Source organism: Salegentibacter salarius, assembly GCF_900168265.1.
Classification (GTDB): Bacteria; Bacteroidota; Bacteroidia; order Flavobacteriales; family Flavobacteriaceae; genus Salegentibacter; species Salegentibacter salarius.
Genome location: NZ_FVZF01000001.1, coordinates 53,089 through 70,365 on the forward strand (window position 1 = coordinate 53,089; position 17,277 = coordinate 70,365).

Here is a 17,277-nt window from a genome sequence, read left to right on the forward strand (position 1 = left end):
TATTCACACACATGATATTAATAGCGGACGGTGGATCAACAAAATGTGACTGGATCTTACTTAGTGCAACAGGGGAAGAATTACTTAGAACCCGCACTAAAGGATTAAATCCGGCAGTATTTCCTGAAGTAGTACTGGAGCAACGTGTTGAAGAGAATGCCGATTTAAGGGAAGTAAAAGATAAAGTAGAACGGGTGCATTTTTATGGTGCCGGTTGTGGTACCGAAACTCCTAAAAAACTATTGGAAGGGATTTTCACTAATTTCTTTACCAATGTAGAAGAAGTCATTATTTTGGAAGATATGGTTGCTGCCGTTTATGCTGCTACCACAGAGCCCGGAATTGTTTGTATTCTTGGTACCGGATCTAACAGTTGTTACTTTGACGGTAAAGATATACATCAAGCCGTGCATTCCCTGGGATATATTCTAATGGATGAGGCCAGCGGGAATTACTTCGGAAAAAGGCTAATAAGAGATTATTACTATAAAAGAATGCCTCCGGAACTTTCCGAAGAATTTGGCAAGATATATAATATGGAATCTGATGAGATTAAGAAAAATCTTTATCGTAAAGAGAATCCAAATACTTACCTCGCTTCTTTTGCTGAATTTATTTTTTCTAATGAACGTAATGGGTATTTCTACAAATTAGTACACGAAGGAATTACCGATTTTATGCATTCTCGTGTAATGTGCTATAAACAAGCACAAAATACACCGGTGCATTTTATAGGAACCATCGCTTATTTTAGCGAAGATATCATTCGAGCTGTAGCGCAACCTTACGGGATAGAAATTGGAAATATTGTTCGTAGGCCAATTGATTCCTTGATAGAATATTATAGAAAAGAAGTGCTTATCGATAAATAATTATATTTTTTCATAATTTTTAGTACATTTAAGAAATTCAAGGCTTAGATGTTGACAAAAGTTTATGGAAGTGCCGTATTTGGGGTGAAGGCTACTACAATTACCATAGAGGTAAATGTAGCAACCGGCATAGGTTACCATCTGGTAGGTCTGCCCGATAACGCGGTGAGGGAAAGCAGTTTTAGAATTGCAGCTGCCCTTCAGAATAACGCTTATAAATTTCCGGGTAAAAAAATTATCGTCAATATGGCGCCAGCCGACCTTAGAAAAGAAGGTTCGGCTTACGATCTTAGTTTAAGTCTCGGGATTCTGGCCGCTTCAGGCCAAATTAAAGCAGATAATATATCAGAATATCTTATTATGGGTGAGCTTTCGCTAGACGGAAGCTTGCAACCCATAAAGGGCGCCTTACCCATTGCTATTAAAGCTAAAGAAGAAGGTTTTAAAGGTTTTATTCTTCCGAAGCAAAACGCTAAAGAAGCCGCCATTGTAAGCGGAATCGAAGTTTACGGAGTCGAAAACATCACAGAAGTAATCAATTTTTTTGATAAAGATGAAGCTTTAGAGCGAACTATTATCAATACCCGCGAAGAATTCTACAAAAACCTGGATCACCCTGAACATGATTTTGCCGATGTTAAAGGCCAGGAATCTATAAAACGTTGTATGGAAATTGCCGCTGCGGGCGGTCATAATATTATTCTAATTGGTCCGCCGGGAGCCGGTAAAACCATGCTTGCCAAACGCCTACCCAGCATTTTACCACCAATGACTTTACATGAAGCCCTGGAAACTACAAAAATTCACAGTGTAGTTGGTCGTGTTAAGGAACACGTGGGTTTAATGTCTCAAAGGCCTTTTAGGAGTCCGCATCACACAATTTCAGATGTCGCACTTGTCGGTGGCGGGGCTTATCCGCAACCGGGAGAGATTTCCCTTTCGCATAACGGTGTTTTATTTCTCGATGAACTCCCGGAATTTAAACGTGGCGTTTTAGAAGTAATGCGTCAACCTTTAGAAGATAGGGAAGTAACTATTTCCAGGGCTAAATTTACGGTAACCTATCCATCAAGTTTTATGTTGGTGGCCAGTATGAACCCCAGCCCAAGCGGCTATTTTAATGATCCCGATGCGCCAGCAAGTTCGTCCCCGGCAGAAATGCAACGCTATTTAAGTAAAATTAGTGGCCCATTATTAGATAGGATAGATATTCATATTGAAGTCACTCCTGTGCCATTTGAAAAATTGAGTGAAGAACGCCGGGGAGAAAGCAGCGTTGAAATTAGAAAAAGAGTTACAAAGGCACGCCAATTTCAGACCGAACGCTTCGCAGATTCTGATTCTGTGCATTATAATGCGCAAATGAGTGTACGGCAAATTCGAAAATTTTGTGCACTTGATGATGCTTCAAAAGCTTTACTTAAAACCGCAATGGAACGTTTAAACCTATCTGCTCGTGCTTACGATCGCATTCTTAAAGTTTCCAGGACTATCGCCGATTTAGAGAATTCAGAAAACATTAAAGGTAACCATATAAGCGAAGCTATTCAGTATAGAAGTCTGGACCGCGATGGCTGGTTGGGATAATTTTCTTCTCTTTTAAGTTAATTTTGATATTTTTGAAAACCTTAGAGGTTTAAATATGTCAACTTTTAAATTTATATTTACTCGATAATCTAGATTGAATGCTCCGAGGCTTGCCTCGAAATCAAATTATTTTTCCAATATTAATGCTTCGCGAGCTTGTTCCGAAGTTGTTTACTCACTTTGGAAATAATAGAATCAAAAATATTATATTTCGTTTCCGGGCTGAGTTTAATAAGACCAAACTATGATGAAGAGAAGTTTATCCTTACTAATATTAGTTTTTATAGTTGCGTGTAAAGGCGATCCTGAAGTTAAAGAAGTTTCAGAAATGGAAAGCGATAGTATTAAAGAGAAGAGTATATTAAGCGGGGAATTGCTTGGGGAAGATCGGGTAGAATTTACTGTTAAGCAAGCGAATAGCCTGGCTGAGCTTCCGTTAAATTGTATTAATACTCAATATCCTAACAAACTGGGCCAAACGCTGGAAAACAAAGAGGCTATAGGTGAGCCTTCAGAATTACACCCGGCATTTTATGGTTGTTTTGATTGGCACTCTTCGGTACACGCACATTGGTCTCTGGTAAGTTTATTAAAACAGTTTCCTGATCTTAAAAAAGCCGAAACTATTAGAGGAAAATTAAAGGAATCTCTTTCTGCGGAAAATATTCAGGGTGAGATCGATTACTTTAAAAGGGAGCAAAGCGATTCTTTTGAACGTACTTACGGTTGGGCCTGGTTGCTGAAACTGGCGGAAGAAATTGAAACCTGGAATGATCCCCTGGCCGTGGAACTTGGTCAGAATTTAGCCCCTTTAGCCGATCTTATAGTTAAGAAATACATAGAATTCCTACCAAAATTAAATTATCCGATAAGGGTAGGGGAGCACGCAAACACGGCCTTCGGACTTAGCTTCGCTTACGATTATGCGGTTGCAGCAGAACACACGGAATTGAAAGAACTTATTTCAAAACGTGCGAAAGACTTTTATTTAAAGGATGATGATTGTCCTTTAACCTGGGAGCCTAGCGGGTTCGATTTTCTTTCACCTTGTTTAGAGGAGGTGAGTATTATGAGCCGTGTTTTGCCAAAGAATGCCTTTGAAATGTGGCTGGAAGACTTTCTTCCACAGTTGAAATCTGAAGATTTTGATATGGAAGTAGGAGAGGTGTCAGATAGAACCGATGGAAAACTGGTACACCTTGATGGACTTAACTTTAGTCGTGCCTGGGTTTTCTACGGACTTATAAATCAATACCCTGAGAAATTCTCGCATTTACAGGAAATTGCCGATAGGCACGTGGCTTATTCTTTTCCTAATTTGGTAGGAGATAGTTACGAAGGCGGCCATTGGTTAGGCACATTTGCTATTTATGCTTTGCAGGAATCTAAAGATATGTAGTGCGAAATTTCTTGAAAAACCTTGGGCCGGGAATCCTGGTTTCGGCGGCATTTATTGGTCCGGGAACGGTTACGGTTTGTACGCTCGCCGGGGTTGAATTTGGTTATAGCCTGCTTTGGGCTTTAGTGCTTTCCATATTTTCATGTATAATTTTACAGGAAATGGCAGCCAGGCTGGGCGTAGTCTCTCAAAAGGATTTAAGTGATGTTATTCGGGAAGAGATCAAAAAACCGATTTTCAGGGTTTTAGCGATTATCCTTATTTTTTCAGCCATAGTTATTGGGAATGCTGCTTACGAAGCAGGTAATATTACCGGCGCTGTTCTTGGAGCCGAAGCTATCTTCGGAATTCAAAATCTGCAAATTGGCGATTTTAAGCTTAATTTATGGAGTATTTTTATTGGCGCAGTCGCGTTTGTACTTTTATTCACCGGAAGCTACAAAACCCTCGAAAAGATCTTTATTGGCCTGGTTTTGTTAATGAGTATAAGTTTTGTGCTAACTGCTATTCTAACCAAACCTGATATTTTAGAAATTTTAAGTGGACTTGTCCCAACAAGCAATGCTGCCGGATTGCTTACGGTGATGGCTATTGTAGGGACTACGGTTGTTCCTTACAATTTGTTTCTACACGCTTCTCTCGTTAGTGAAAAGTGGAAAGAAGCTTCTTATTTGCCAATTGCCAGGAAAGAACTAATAGTTTCTATAATCCTTGGTGGTACAGTTTCTATGGCAATTCTAATTAGTGCTGCTTCTTCCGGCTTAACTAATGTGAATTCTGCAGCTGATATGGCGGTAAGCCTAGAGCCACTTTTTGGGAAATTTGCTACCTGGTTTATGTCTTTGGGACTTTTGGCTGCCGGGATCACTTCTTCTATTACCGCTCCTTTAGCCGCAGCTTACGTAGTAAAAGGCTGCTTTGGTTGGGAAGGCGGAATGAAGTCAGCGAAATTTAAAACTGTCTGGGCCGTGGTTCTTATTTTGGGTGTGTTCTTCTCTTCCCTGCAAATTAATCCTATTGAGATTATACGCTTTGCCCAAATCGCTAACGGAATCCTCTTGCCGGTAATTGCTATTTTCTTATTTTGGGTAGTCAATAAAGCTTCGGTACTGGGTAAACACCGCAATTCTAAGCTTCAAAATGTATTGGGAATACTTGTTATTGCACTTTCCGTATTTTTAGGAATTAAAGCGATTCTAAGCGTTTTACAAAGCTTTTAATATATCTACTCTATTTTCCTGCAAGGTTTCTAAAACCTTGTAGGTATAAAGTTCCTGATATTGTATAGAAGTTTAATTAGTAGAAAGTTGCATAACTTAAAATAAAAAAGATGAAAAAAATCCATATAAACTGCGATTTAGGTGAAGGTGGCGATTTTGATGCAGATCTAATGCCGCATATTTCTGCCTGTAATATTGCTTGTGGCGGCCACGCCGGAAACCTTGAAACCATGCAGCAAACGATTAAACTTGCTGTGGAACATGGAGTAGAAATAGGAGCGCATCCTTCTTATCCCGATAAGGAGAATTTTGGAAGAAAAACTATGAAGATTTCTGCGGAAGAATTGCAGCGTTCCATTGTTGCGCAAATTTTAAGTTTAAAACAATTGGCGGAAGCAGAAGGGATAAAACTCACCCATGTAAAACCTCATGGAGCACTTTATAATGAAGCCGCAAAAGATGAAAAAACAGCTCAAATTATCATAGATTCTTTACTGGAATTCGATCAAAATTTAGCGCTTTTTTGTCCGTTAAATTCGGTAATTTCTAAACTTGCGAAAGGGAGGATTCCGATCGTTTTTGAAGCTTTTGCCGACCGTAATTATAACCCCGATTACAGCCTGGTTTCGCGTTCAAAATCCAATGCTTTAATAAGCGAAAAAGAAGCCGTTTTTGAACATCTTTTTTCTATGTTTTCTGAAGGGAAAATTACCTGTGAAAATGAAGCTAAAATTAGTTGCAGCGCCACTACTTTTTGCCTGCACAGTGACACGCCAAATTCAGTTGAAATTATGAGTTTTTTACAGCAGAAATTTGCTGAGCATAATATTAAAATTAAGAATGCAAAATGAATGATTTTCCTAAAATAACACCGATGGGAGAGCGGGGAATTCTGATAGAATTTGAGCCTGAAATCAGTGAAAAGCTTCTCGGAAAACTCCTTTTTTATAAAGATAAACTAGAAGAATTTTACGATGAAGTAAATGTTGAGGTGATCAATACATATAACTCGTTATTAATTAGTTATATGTTCAGTATAGAAAACGTCTATAATGAGATTTCAGCAATTAAAGAGCTGTTTGGAGAGGCTAAGATAGGAAAAACAAATAACCAACAAATTTTCCATTTACCTGTTTGCTATGAGGAGGAATTCGGTTGGGATCTGGAATACATTTCCAAAGAAAAAAAACTCTCAAAAGAAGAAATTGTCGAGCTGCATACCAAACCATTTTATACCGTATTTTTCACAGGTTTTTTACCCGGATTTTTATACCTGGGAGGGCTTGACGAAAAGCTACAAATTTCGCGTAAAGATCAACCCCGAATGAAGATCGAAAAAGGGGCTGTTGGAATAGGCGAAAACCAGACTGGGATTTACCCGAAATCAAGTCCCGGCGGATGGCAAATTTTAGGCAACTGTCCGGTTCAATTTTTTGATAAAAATAACGATCCGCCTTGTGAGATTTCGGCGGGTGATAAAGTGAAATTTTATTCGGTTTCTAAAGAAGAATTTGAAGAAATTTCGGAGCAAATTTCCGAAGGAACTTTTCAACTAAAAAAAGAAAATTATGAAGGCTGAAGTTGAAATTTTATATCCGGGATTATTTTCCACCATCCAGGATTTTGGTCGTCGTGGATTTCAAAAATATGGGGTTCCTTTAGGTGGAGTGATGGATAGGATCGCTTTAAAAACCGCCAACCTTATTTTGCAAAATCAGGCCGATGCCGCGGTGATGGAAATTACCCAAATGGGACCAAAACTTAAATTTTCGGCAGCGACAAAAATAGCCATTAGCGGAGCACATCTTTCTCCAAAACTAAACGATACTGAAATTGACAATAATGAAGTGGTAAAAATTCATGAAGGTGATATTTTATCTTTTGGAAGACCGGAATACGGAATGCGTTCCTATCTAGCAATCCTTGACGGATTTAAAACGGAAAAGGTTCTGGGAAGCCGTAGTTGGTACGAAGATATTACCAGCCACGAAAAGCTAGAGAAAGGGATGAAACTTCAATACGAAGCTTCTGAGGAGGAAAAATATGAGACTCACGCCGCGATAAAATTTGATGAGGAATATTTGAATTCTGAAGAAATAGAAGTTTTTCCCGGCCCTGAATTTGAAAAACTGCCTGAAACTTTAAAAAGTCATTTAAGACAAAGTAAGTTTAGTATTGATAAAAATAATAATAGAATGGCGATTCAGCTGAGTGAGATCTTAGAAAACGAACTGGAGCCAATTATTACCGGCCCGGTGCTTCCCGGAACCATTCAACTTACTCCCGGCGGAAAGTTAATCGTGCTAATGCGCGATTGTCAAACCACGGGTGGTTATCCACGGGTTTTGCAATTAAGCGAGAAAGGAATTAATATGATGGCACAGAAAAAGGCGGGGGATAAAATTAGGTTTAAAAGCCCCCCGACCCCCAAAGGGGGAGAAGCATTATCCTAAAAAAGTTGTGTTATACTTTTCTTTATACTTACGTCAACCTGAACTTGTTTCAGGTTCTAACACGATAAACATTCGAATAAAGTTCATTTTGAAGAATTATTTTAAGCAAAGAGGGTGAAAAATTCCCCCTTTGGGGGCTAGGGGGCTTTTGTCCCGATGTGAAATCGGGATTAGTTCGCTCTAATATTTTAAATGAGGCCGGAGGCCTTTTTAAAAATAGGCTCACTAAAAATAAAAAAGTGCCGCCTTGGTTACGAGAAGCTTGATTACCCTACCAATCAAACTCCTCACCGTTGACGACACTTTTTTGCCCCAAAACACTTTAGCTAACTAAAATGACTATGTCAAAAGTAGAAGATAAGTACGCTCGTCACAAGGGGAAAAATCCCCTTTCTAATGAGATCGCATTTTTAAAAGCCGAAGGCGCTTAAAAAATGCTGATCGAATTATCCCGACTTCAGTCGGGATCTTCATTAACGTCATCGCGATTGAGCCGTCACGTTGGCTATCGAATGGTTCTCGATAAAGCCTTATTTTCGCTCGCGCTCAAATAAAGTCACTCGAATTGACAACTATAACCCACAACCGAGAACTCATCCAGAACAGATTACCACGTCGGCTACCGCTTCCCCGCAATGACGCTGCTTTTTCTTTCCGTCATCGCGAACGAGGAACGAGTGCGGCGATCTTTTGTTTGGAGGTCCCCGTCACTTCAAGTGTTCCGACCGACAACCGAAAACTCATTACCCACAACCGAGAACTCATCCAGAACAGATTACCACGTCGGCTAACGCTTCCTCGAATTGACAAAACAAAAAATATTAGTGTATTCGTGGCGAAAAACAACAAACCTCAAACAATAAACACCAGACTGCCACTTAACCCGATTAACCAAAAAACAGGTAACTCACAGCTGAGAACCGATAACCGAAAAACAACTGACAACCAAAGATTTGCCAAAATGAAAAATTCTCCTAAATTTACCTTAACAAAAAATTAAGTTTTTAACCAACCAGCTTAAAAATGAAAAAACCAAAAAAATGCATTAGCGTTGAAGAAGCGCGTAAGGAACAGGACGAATGGGTGAAGACCCGTGGAAAAGATATTAGGGAAGCCGAGGGTTATGAAGATACCCGCGAATTCTGGTATAGCCTGGACGAATTACAGGAATACCTGGATTATGTTCGCGAGAAATCTAAGGAGCAGGGAGTAGAAAAACCGGGGATTCGGTTTTATTTAGGGGCTTACCCTAAAACCAAAGAGAAAAAAAGTTATACTACCATGTTTCTCTCACCTACCAAAGAAGCCCAGGGAGACACAGAAAGTGCCGGGGAAGACTCTGACCCTAATAATTATGAAATTGAGCCAATGAATATTATCCAGGGTGGTGAGCCTCCAATGAATTATTAATGCAAATTCTTATTTTTTTAATAATTCTACTTGAAGGTTTTGCTGCAATTTCCGGATTATATTATTATCAGAAAAAGCCGACTGATAAAGCGGTCGGTTTTTTTTCCTATTTTTTATTACTTACTTTTTTTGTAGAAGCGCTAGCTGCAATCCCCAAAATAATTTATTGGAATGAGCCATTACATTTTCTAAAAGAAACTTTTCTTTACAATAATTTCTGGATTTATAATCCTTATTTGATTATCAGTTTTGTGATTTATATTCTATACTTTACCTGGAATATTTCGAATAAAAAAATAAGACGGATTATCAATCATTGTTTGATTTTATATGTTATAATCTGTATTGCCAATTTATTATTTTCAGATGTATTTTTTCAAAGTCATTCTGTAATAACTTATATGCTAGGAAGTTTTTTGCTGTTAGGAGTAATTTTCTATTATTATTTTGAAATTTTATTGAGTTCAAAAATACTGAGTATAAAAAGGGAGATCAGTTTCTATATTTCCTTTGCTGCCCTCCTGTTTTTTTTAACTACTACTCCTATTTTAATTTACTATAACTATTATACTACTCAAAGTCCGGAATTTGTTGAACTTAGTAGATCTGTTCTAATTGGGTTGAATATTTTAATGTATAGTTCCTACAGTTTTGCCTTTTTAAGCCTGGCCAATAAGAAAAAACCGTCTACTAAGAATTTAAAAAATGCTTTCTAAAGAAGAAATTTTACTTATTATCTACTTTGTGGTAGTGATCCTGTTGTTAACAGCTTTTGTGATCGTTTTTTTTGTGGTGTACCAAAGGCGCAAGAATAAAATGCTACAGGAACAATTTGAAGCTAAACAGCGCTTTGAACGGGAAATTGCGAATTCGCGTTTAGAAATGCAGGAACAAACCTTAAAAAACGTGGGCTGGGAGTTGCACGATAATATTGGTCAGTTACTTTCAGTAGCCAATATGCAGCTTAATATTTTCTCTAAAAATGTTTCAGAAACCGAAAAAAACTCAGCTTTAGAAATTAAAGAAACCGTGGCGAATTCACTTCAGGAAGTGCGTTCGCTCTCAAAGTCCTTAAACAACCAGGTAATTGGTTATGCCGGTTTGGTGGTTTCAGTAGAAAATGAACTGGCTAGGTTTCAGCGTATGGGCGTTATTGAAACCCACTTGGAAATAACCGGAGAAAAACAGGAAATTCCGCAGCAACACAGTATAATTTTATTCAGGATACTTCAGGAATTCTTTTCTAACGTGATCAAACACGCGAAAGCTTCAGCATTAAGTGTTCATATTAGTTTTACTTCCGAAGAAATTATTATAACCGCAAAAGATAACGGGCAGGGATTTGATATGGAAGCGGTAAAGAAGAATTCGGGATTGTTCAATATGGAAAGCAGGGCAGCGCTGATACAGGCAAAGTTTGAACTGGAAACTTCTATAGGCGCAGGAACTTCCTTATCTTTACGCTATTCTTTAATGAGGCAACAAGATGAATAATACCGTAGCAATTGTAGACGATCACACTTTATTTTCACAATCGTTAAAAAACCTGGTGAATTCTTTTGAGAATTACGAGGTTAATGGCGTGTATAAAAACGGGCAGGAACTGGTGACTAAATTTAAAGCTAACCAGCCTAAACCCGATTTGGTGTTGTTGGATATTAGAATGCCTATAATGGATGGTCCTGAAACGATGGCCTGGCTTAAAGAGAATTATCCTGACCAAAAAGTTTTGGCGCTTACTATGGAAGACGATGAGGAAACCGTGCCTTTTATGGTGAAGTTGGGTTGTCGCGGGTATTTGCTAAAAGATATAGATCCAGATGAGTTTAAGTTTGCCATGGATGAGGTGATAAAGGAAGGCTTTTTCTATAGCGATGCGGTTTCTGAAGCCATTAAAAATAAGGATAAAGAAAATAAACTTGCAAACCTTACTAAACGCGAACTGGAATTTCTTAGCCTGGCCTGTTCTGAAATGACCTATAAAGAAGTGGCGAACGAAATGAATCTTAGCCCAAAAACCATAGACGGATATCGAGAAAGTTTGTTTCAAAAACTAAACGTAAGAAGCCGTACCGGTTTGGTGCTTTATGCGATTAAGCACAGGATTTTGTTGTTGTAAGGCCCCCCAGCCCCCAAAGGGGGAGTTACGGAAATTTTAAACAGAATTAAGATTATTTGGATCTGTTTCTAATAATTCTGATCTTATCATAGAACGTCATGCTGAACTTGTTTCAGCATCTAAGATGAAGAGCACTTAAGATTAGCTTAGACCCTGAAACGAGTTCAGGGTGACGATAGCTCGAACAATGATTAAAATTATAAAATGTAACAATTCCGAAAAACTATTCGCGAATTCGAGCCAAATCACTTTCTCATTTTTAATAGATAACTTTCTGCTGTATCTTCGCAATCTCAAAAAAATAATGTCGTGAACGAAACTCCCAAAATTGAACTTCGAAATTTAAAACTAAAAGATTATCAGGAACTCAAAGTTTCTATGATAAAGAGCTACCAGAAAATGCCAGAGGAATACTGGAGTAAAGATGAAATTAGGAACCTGGTCAATAAGTTTCCCGAAGGACAATTCTGTATTATTATAGATAATAAAATTGCGGGCTGTGCGCTTTCTATCATTATAGATTCAAAAAAGTTTGATGAAGATCATACTTATGATGAAATAATTGGCGGCGAAAACTTTTCTACACATACTAAAAACGGTGATATTTTATACGGAATAGATGTTTTTATTCATCCAGATTACCGCGGAATGCGCCTGGGTAGACGTTTATACGAAGCCCGAAAAGAGGTTTGTGAACAGCTTAATCTAAAATCTATTGTGTTTGGTGGGCGTATTCCTAATTACGCGACATATTCTAAAGAACTCACGCCTAAAAAATATATTGAAAAAGTAAAACTTCAGGAAATTCATGATCCTGTTTTGTCTTTTCAGCTTTCTAACGACTTTCACGTAAAAAAAGTGATTAAAGGCTATTTGCCCGGCGATGCCGAAAGCAAGGAATATGCGGTGTTAATGGAGTGGAATAATATTTACTACACCAAAACCACCAAATTGATCGATACACCTAAAACCGTGGTTCGCCTTGGTTTGGTGCAATGGCAAATGCGACTTTTTAAGGATTATGACGCGCTGGTTTCCCAAATTGAATTCTTTGTAGATGCGGTAAGTGATTATCAGAGTGATTTTATCCTTTTTCCTGAATTATTCAATGCGCCACTTATGGCCGAATTCAATGAATTAACTGAACCTGAAGCCATCCGCGGACTTTCTACCTATACCGAACGTTTGTTGGAAACCTTCCAGCAGTTCGCGGTGAATTACAATATAAATATCATCACCGGAAGTATGCCTATGGTTATCGGCGAGCATATGTATAACGTGGGCTTTTTATGTCGTCGCGACGGAAGTTATGAGCGTTATGAAAAATTACATATTACTCCGGCTGAAGAATCCGCCTGGGGAATGAAGGGCGGTAGCAAACTCCAAACCTTTGATACCGACTGTGGGAAAATAGGTGTACTAATTTGTTATGACATTGAATTCCCTGAAGTAGGCCGAATTTTAGCCGAAGAAGGAATGAATATTCTTTTTGTTCCGTTTATGACCGATACCCAAAACGGTTATTCCCGCGTAAAAATTTGCGCGCAGGCCAGGGCGGTAGAAAATGAATGTTATGTGGCTATTGCGGGGTCTGTTGGGAACTTACCTAAAGTGAATAATATGGATATTCAATATGCGCAAAGCGCGGTATTAACGCCATCAGATTTCGCATTTCCCGTAAACGGAATAAAAGCCGAAGCTACGCCAAATACTGAAAGTACATTATTGGTTGATGTAGACCTGGATCTGCTAAAAGAACTACACGCTTTTGGAAGTGTAAGAAATATGAAAGATAGAAGGAAGGATTTGTATTCTTTAAAAAAGAAAAAGTAGATTTCAGTAAGCAGTCTCAGTTATCAGTTGGAAGTATTTGCGATAGGGACCTTACATTAACTTGTTTTTCATCCTTGCGAGGCCTCAGGCCGTGGCAATCTTTTCTAAAATGTGAATTATTTCGAGAACCTAGTATAATTATCAAATTATTAGAAACTTCGCTTAAAACACTCAAAAAACAAAAATTACCTCAATAAATTAAGAATTTTTCAAAAGCCCGAAATTCCACCAATTTCGGGCTTTTTCTTGCTATAATTTTTCTTCTTCAAAATGACTTTTCAGGTATCGTAATTAAAACACAGTTAAAATACTGTAAAACAGTTATTTAGGTAAATTGTTTTTATTCCGAAAGTAGTGCTTTCTATACTGCAACTTACCTGTTGAATTCTTATCGGCTTACTTTTAATCTTTAAATCACACGAAGAAGAATAAGTAATGCATAATAAATTCAGTAAAGTTTTAACACAAAGCGATTCGCAACCGGCATCACAGGCCATGTTGCACGCCATAGGTTTAACCAAAGAAGATTTTAAAAAACCATTTGTGGGTATTGCCAGTACAGGTTACGAGGGCAATCCTTGTAATATGCACCTTAACGATTTGGCCAAATTGGTTAAAAAGGGCGCTAATGAGAATGAACTTGTTGGTTTAATTTTTAATACCATTGGCGTAAGCGACGGGATTTCTATGGGAACCCCGGGAATGCGTTATTCGTTGCCATCCCGTGATATTATAGCCGATTCTATGGAAACGGTAATTCATGCGATGTCTTATGATGCGTTGATCACCGTGGTAGGATGCGATAAAAATATGCCGGGTGCACTTATGGCAATGCTGCGAATTAACCGTCCGGCAATTCTGGTTTATGGCGGTACAATTGCTTCCGGTTGCCATAACGGTAAAAAACTCGATGTGGTTTCCGCTTTTGAAGCTTGGGGCGCAAAAACTGCCGGGGATATAGACAAAGAGGAATACGATAGTATTATAGAAAAAGCCTGTCCGGGTGCAGGTGCCTGCGGTGGAATGTACACCGCGAATACTATGGCTTCTGCAATTGAAGCTTTGGGAATGGCCTTGCCTTATAATTCTTCAAACCCTGCGGTGGGAGAAGAAAAGAAAACTGAAAGTGAAGAAGCCGGAAAAGCGGTGCGTTTGCTAATTGAAAAAGATATAAAGCCTCGTGATATTGTAAATCGTAAATCGCTAGAAAATGCCATTCGATTACTTACGGTGCTAGGTGGTTCTACCAATGCAGTATTACACTTTTTGGCCATTGCGAAATCGGCCGAAGTTGATTTTAGCTTAACCGATTTTGAAAAAGTATGCGATAGCACTCCGTTTTTAGCCGATCTAAAACCAAGCGGAAAGTATGCGATGGAAGATGTGCATAGAATAGGCGGAATTCCTGCGGTTCTAAAATATATGTTGAAAAACGATATGCTTCACGGCGATTGTTTGACTGTAACCGGAAAAACCTTAGCCGAAAATCTTGCTGATGTTCCAGATATGGAAGAAGGCCAGGATGTGTTCAGGCCTTTGGATAACCCAATCAAGAAAACAGGGCATATCAGGATCCTCTACGGGAATCTTGCTGAAGGAGGATCGGTAGCAAAAATCACCGGAAAGGAAGGTTTGCAATTTACCGGAACAGCAAAAGTATTTAATAGTGAATATGATGCTAATGATGGGATTTCAGAAGGAAAAGTAAGAAAGGGTGATGTCGTCGTCATTCGGTATGAAGGGCCAAAAGGTGGTCCGGGAATGCCGGAAATGCTGAAACCAACTTCAGCAATAATGGGAGCAAAACTCGGTAAAGATGTGGCTTTAATTACTGACGGAAGGTTTTCTGGAGGAACCCACGGTTTTGTCGTCGGGCACATTACGCCGGAAGCCCAGGAAGGTGGTTTGCTGGCATTTCTGAAAGATGGAGACCAGATTACCATAAACGCTGAAACCAATAAAATTGAAGTCGCGCTTTCAGCAGAAGAAATAGAGAAAAGAAAAGAAAACTGGAAAGCCCCCGCTTTAAAATTTAATAAGGGTGTGCTTTACAAATATGCAAGAACGGTTTCTTCGGCCTCACAAGGTTGTGTTACCGACGAATTTTAATAAGGTGAATTATGGAAGTTAAAACAGCTAGTTTCGAAAAAACGGCTTCCCCAAAAGCAACCACGGTTTCAGGAGCTGAAGCAGTGATAAAATGTTTGCTGGAGGAAGGGGTGGATACGCTTTACGGCTATCCCGGCGGAGCAATTATGCCCGTTTATGATGAATTGTATAAATATCAGAAACAAATTCACCACGTCCTCACCCGTCACGAACAGGGTGCAACCCACGCTGCACAGGGTTATGCCAGAGTTAGTGGAAAAGTAGGGGTAGCGATGGCAACATCGGGTCCCGGAGCCACGAATTTGGTAACAGGAATTGCCGATGCACAAATAGATTCTACACCTATGGTGTGTATCACCGGGCAGGTAGGCTCGCATTTGCTGGGAAGTGATGCTTTTCAGGAAACCGATATTATTGGTATTTCAACGCCTATTACTAAATGGAATTATCAAATTACAAAAGCTGAAGAAATCCCGGAAATCTTGGCAAAAGCTTTTTTTATCGCCCGTTCAGGAAGACCGGGTCCGGTTTTAATAGATATTACCAAAGATGCACAATTTGCTTCGCTGGATTTTACTTATAAAAAATGTTCAGGGATTAGAAGTTATAAACCTACTCCTGAAATAAATTTAATAGAAGTTGAAAGAGCTGCTGAAGCGATCAACAATGCTAAAAAACCAATGATCGTTTTTGGGCAGGGAGTGATTTTAGGTGGCGCCGAAGAATTATTTAAGCAGGTAGTAGAGAAATCTGGCGTGCCGGCTGCCTGGACTATTTTAGGACTTTCAGCAATGCCAACCGATCATCCACTTAATGTTGGAATGGTTGGAATGCACGGGAATTATGGCCCAAACGTGTTAACCAACGAATGCGATGTGTTGATCGCTATAGGAATGCGTTTTGACGACCGGGTAACCGGAAATTTGGAGAAATATGCAAAACAGGCCAAAGTGATCCATTTTGAAATAGATCCGGCTGAAATTAATAAAAACGTTTATGCCGATATTCCGGTTCTGGGAAATGTAAACGAAACGCTTAAAGTCTTATTAGAACTTTTGAAACCAAACAAGCACGAAGCCTGGCATCAAAAATTTAAAAATCATCATCAAATAGAGTTTGATAAGATCATTAAAAATGATTTGAACGCTGAACGCGGTAAAATTGGAATGGCGGAAGTTATTGATGAGATCAATAAATGCTCTAAAGGAGACGCGGTAATTGTTTCAGATGTTGGTCAGCATCAAATGGTGGCTTGCCGTTATTCAAAATTCAATCAAACCCGGAGTAATGTAACTTCAGGTGGACTCGGAACGATGGGATTTGCGCTTCCGGCAGCTATTGGCGCTAAAATGGGCGCACCAGATCGGGATGTTGTAGCTGTAATTGGTGATGGCGGTTATCAAATGACCATACAGGAATTAGGAACTATTTTTCAGACTAAAGTTCCTGTGAAAATTGTTGTTTTAAATAACGATTTCCTAGGAATGGTGCGGCAATGGCAGCAATTATTTTTTGAGAAACGATATGCTTCCACAGAAATGATAAACCCCGATTTTATAACAATTGCCAAAGGATATCATATTAAGGCAAAACAGGTTAGTAAGCGGGAGGATTTAAAAGAAGCAGTTACCGAAATGATGCAATCTAATGAGGCATATTTCCTTGAAGTAAAAGTTGAACAGGAAGAAAATGTTTTCCCAATGGTTCCTACCGGGGCTTCAGTTTCTGATATAAGATTAGAGTAATGGAAAAGAAAAATTTTACGGTTTCGGTGTATACCGAAAACAACATAGGTTTGTTGAGCCGAATTGCGGCTATTTTTCAGAAAAGGCACATCAACATAGAGAGCATCACCGCTTCCAGAAGTGAAGTGAACGGAGTGATGCGCTTTATAATCGTGGTGCAGGTTACCGAAGAGCAGATTAAAAAAGTCGCTGGGCAAATAGAAAAGCAAATTGAAGTAATTAAAGCTTTTTATCATACCGATGATGAAATGATCTACCAGGAAACGGCGCTTTACAAGATAAATTCAGCCGATTTTGTTGAAGATCTTAATATCCAGGATTTTATAAAGGAATCTAATGCGCGCATTGTCACGGTTACTCCAAAGTTTTTTGTGATTGAAAAAACCGGAAAACGACATGAAACCGATAGTCTTTACGAAAAATTAAAACCTTATGGATTGATGCAGTTTGTACGTTCGGGCACTATTGCAGTGACTAAGAACGAAATGCCAATCTCGAACATTTTAGAACAATTTGATACAACCAATTAA

General features: G+C 38.9%; 15 protein-coding genes. All 15 read left to right on the plus strand.

The window, feature by feature from the left end; translation table 11 throughout:
- Positions 1 to 11: 11 nt before the first annotated feature.
- Positions 12 to 872, plus strand: coding sequence for an N-acetylglucosamine kinase (locus tag B5440_RS00185; RefSeq protein ID WP_070052670.1), 861 nt, complete (start codon positions 12 to 14; stop codon positions 870 to 872).
- A 48-nt stretch (positions 873 to 920) separates the two neighbouring features.
- Positions 921 to 2,459, plus strand: a complete 1,539-nt coding sequence (locus B5440_RS00190) for a YifB family Mg chelatase-like AAA ATPase (RefSeq protein WP_070052668.1) — start codon at positions 921 to 923, stop codon at positions 2,457 to 2,459.
- A gap of 247 nt (positions 2,460 to 2,706) precedes the next feature.
- Positions 2,707 to 3,858 carry a DUF2891 domain-containing protein gene (locus tag B5440_RS00195; protein ID WP_070052666.1) on the plus strand — a complete coding sequence of 384 codons (1,152 nt, stop codon included), beginning with the start codon at positions 2,707 to 2,709 and terminating at the stop codon, positions 3,856 to 3,858.
- A complete protein-coding gene (locus B5440_RS00200; protein ID WP_070052664.1) occupies positions 3,858 to 5,078 on the plus strand; it encodes an Nramp family divalent metal transporter in 1,221 nt (406 codons plus the stop codon). The genes B5440_RS00195 and B5440_RS00200 overlap by 1 nt, the downstream gene beginning before the upstream one ends.
- A gap of 110 nt (positions 5,079 to 5,188) precedes the next feature.
- Positions 5,189 to 5,929 carry a 5-oxoprolinase subunit PxpA gene (pxpA, locus tag B5440_RS00205; protein ID WP_070052662.1) on the plus strand — a complete coding sequence of 247 codons (741 nt, stop codon included), beginning with the start codon at positions 5,189 to 5,191 and terminating at the stop codon, positions 5,927 to 5,929.
- On the plus strand, positions 5,926 to 6,657 hold the full coding sequence (pxpB, locus tag B5440_RS00210; RefSeq protein ID WP_070052660.1) for a 5-oxoprolinase subunit PxpB: 732 nt from the start codon (positions 5,926 to 5,928) through the stop codon (positions 6,655 to 6,657). The genes pxpA and pxpB overlap by 4 nt, the downstream gene beginning before the upstream one ends.
- Positions 6,647 to 7,531, plus strand: a complete 885-nt coding sequence (locus tag B5440_RS00215; RefSeq protein WP_070052658.1) for a 5-oxoprolinase subunit C family protein — start codon at positions 6,647 to 6,649, stop codon at positions 7,529 to 7,531. The genes pxpB and B5440_RS00215 overlap by 11 nt, the downstream gene beginning before the upstream one ends.
- A 1,023-nt stretch (positions 7,532 to 8,554) precedes the next feature.
- Positions 8,555 to 8,941, plus strand: coding sequence for a hypothetical protein (locus B5440_RS00220; RefSeq protein ID WP_070052656.1), 387 nt, complete (start codon positions 8,555 to 8,557; stop codon positions 8,939 to 8,941).
- Positions 8,941 to 9,657, plus strand: a complete 717-nt coding sequence (locus B5440_RS00225) for a hypothetical protein (RefSeq protein ID WP_070052654.1) — start codon at positions 8,941 to 8,943, stop codon at positions 9,655 to 9,657. Before B5440_RS00220 ends, B5440_RS00225 begins: the two co-directional genes overlap by 1 nt.
- Entirely contained in the window at positions 9,647 to 10,435 is a 789-nt protein-coding gene (locus B5440_RS00230; RefSeq protein WP_070052653.1) for a sensor histidine kinase, read from the plus strand. The genes B5440_RS00225 and B5440_RS00230 overlap by 11 nt, the downstream gene beginning before the upstream one ends.
- On the plus strand, positions 10,428 to 11,060 hold the full coding sequence (locus B5440_RS00235; protein ID WP_070052651.1) for a response regulator transcription factor: 633 nt from the start codon (positions 10,428 to 10,430) through the stop codon (positions 11,058 to 11,060). Before B5440_RS00230 ends, B5440_RS00235 begins: the two co-directional genes overlap by 8 nt.
- Positions 11,061 to 11,369: 309 nt before the next feature.
- Positions 11,370 to 12,893 (plus strand): bifunctional GNAT family N-acetyltransferase/carbon-nitrogen hydrolase family protein, encoded by a 1,524-nt coding sequence (locus B5440_RS00240; RefSeq protein WP_070052649.1) that lies wholly within the window; start codon positions 11,370 to 11,372, stop codon positions 12,891 to 12,893.
- 435 nt (positions 12,894 to 13,328) lie between these two features.
- Entirely contained in the window at positions 13,329 to 15,002 is a 1,674-nt protein-coding gene (ilvD, locus tag B5440_RS00245) for a dihydroxy-acid dehydratase (RefSeq protein ID WP_070052647.1), read from the plus strand.
- An 11-nt stretch (positions 15,003 to 15,013) separates the two neighbouring features.
- A complete protein-coding gene (gene ilvB / locus B5440_RS00250) occupies positions 15,014 to 16,747 on the plus strand; it encodes a biosynthetic-type acetolactate synthase large subunit (protein WP_070052645.1) in 1,734 nt (577 codons plus the stop codon).
- Positions 16,747 to 17,277, plus strand: a complete 531-nt coding sequence (ilvN, locus tag B5440_RS00255; protein WP_070052643.1) for an acetolactate synthase small subunit — start codon at positions 16,747 to 16,749, stop codon at positions 17,275 to 17,277. Before ilvB ends, ilvN begins: the two co-directional genes overlap by 1 nt.